The sequence below is a fragment of the Kitasatospora sp. NPDC058406 genome, assembly GCF_042722765.1.
Classification (GTDB): Bacteria; Actinomycetota; Actinomycetes; order Streptomycetales; family Streptomycetaceae; genus Kitasatospora.
On sequence record NZ_JBHXKE010000497.1, the window covers coordinates 1 to 1516 of the forward strand.

At 70.3% G+C, this 1516-nt stretch carries 2 protein-coding genes; both read left to right on the forward strand.

Annotated elements, in window-relative coordinates; genetic code table 11:
• Positions 1-638: 638 nt before the first annotated feature.
• A complete protein-coding gene (locus ACFWOG_RS40825) occupies positions 639-902 on the forward strand; it encodes a Clp protease N-terminal domain-containing protein (protein WP_329881651.1) in 264 nt (87 codons plus the stop codon).
• Positions 903-988: 86 nt separating this feature from the next.
• Entirely contained in the window at positions 989-1423 is a 435-nt protein-coding gene (locus tag ACFWOG_RS40830; RefSeq protein WP_380364817.1) for a hypothetical protein, read from the forward strand.
• The last annotated feature ends 93 nt before the right edge of the window (positions 1424-1516 follow it).

Here is a 1516-nt window from a genome sequence, read left to right on the forward strand (position 1 = left end):
GACCTGCCGCGAAGATCACCGCCATGTGCGTCGGCGTGACCGTGTCGTTCGGGGCGCTGACGAGGTGCCGGTTCCGGTCGTTCGACTCGGGCCGCTACAGCCCGGACGGCGTTCCCCGGTGACGGGGCGGCGGTGGTCAGGGGGATGGCCGCTTCCGGAAGGCGGACGGCGTGGTCGGCGTCGCCGGGGGCGGTGCGGGTGCGGGAATTCCGGAGGAGAAGCTCGCCGAGGCGGGGTGGCGGGGGTTGCGGTGGGCCGGAGCCGGGCCGTGCCGGAGTGGGCGGGAATCCCTTTGGCCGCGGGCCCGTTCGAGTGACGCCCGGGGATTCCGCGCCGGTAAACAGGACGGTTCCGCCACGAACAGGTGGAAAGTCGTCGCGTAGCCGACCGGCTCGGCGGAATGTGTGCACTTCCCCGGCGCGCCACTCGGGTCGGCCTTGCCGGACTTTCCCAACCATCAACCTGCACAGGGCTCTTGACCGGGCCGATGCTGACCCGGCGCGACCGCGGGCGCGGGCACGGGCATTCGGCCAGCCTGGCGAGAAGAGATCTCTTCCGTGCTTTCCGGATTCCTTACTACGATGCGCTGAGTCGCGCCCGCCATCCCGGTGGGCCCACGCACGAGGTATCGAGGCACCATGGCGGACGACCACGTACCAACGGCTACACCGCGCTATCTCTCGATTCTCGACGAAGCCGGTCGGATCGCGTCCGAACTCGGGCACGGATACGTCGGAGTCGAGCATCTCTTCCTGGCGATCCTGGCGGACCCGCAGGCGGTTCCCACCCAGGTCCTGACGAATTTCGTCCCCCCGGAGCAGGTGACGGCCGCCCTCCATGACCTCCTGTCCTCACCCGGCTACAACACGCCGACCCGGAACGTGGTGTTCCCGCCCGAGTAGCCGGCGGTGAAAAGGCGGGCACGACCACCGGGCCTGCGTGCGGCAACGCCTCACGCACGTCAACCGCTCATCGGGAAAGGACAATCGTGTCAGTATCTCGATCCATCCGCTCCGCTCTGACGGCCTTCGCGCTGGCCGTGGTGACCCTGTTCGCCGTCCAGGGGGTCGCCGCCGCCGCGGCCCCCGGGGCCCCGTCGGCGAAGACCGTCGCCGTACAGGCTCCCGTGGCCGGTCCGCAGATCCAGGAAGGCACCGCGGCCCTGCTCGGGACGTCCTGGTGCCGGATCGGCTCGGTGGTCTACGAGTGCTCCTCCATGCCGGAGTGCACCCCGGCCAAGGACGGTCGGACCTACAGCGACCAGTACGGCAACGACTGGCGCTGCGGCCTCTACAACGGTTACTGGGCCTGGTCCGCCCAGCAGGGCTGCATCGCACCCGCCGAGATCGCGACGGGCTCGGCCCAGCCGGGCCTGACACCCGCTCGGTCGGCGGCAACCGGGCGCGAGTCACTGCTCTGCTGAGCCGCCCGGCACCGTAGCGGACCGCGCCGCCACCGAGCGGGGCGGTCCGTGGTGAATGACCGGTTCCCGGCACACATCGTGTTTGGGGGAGAT

Coding starts and splice junctions, on each gene's coding strand:
- ACFWOG_RS40825 (WP_329881651.1), top strand. CDS start 639: ATGGCGGACGACCACGTACCAACGGCTACACCGCGCTATCTCTCGATT.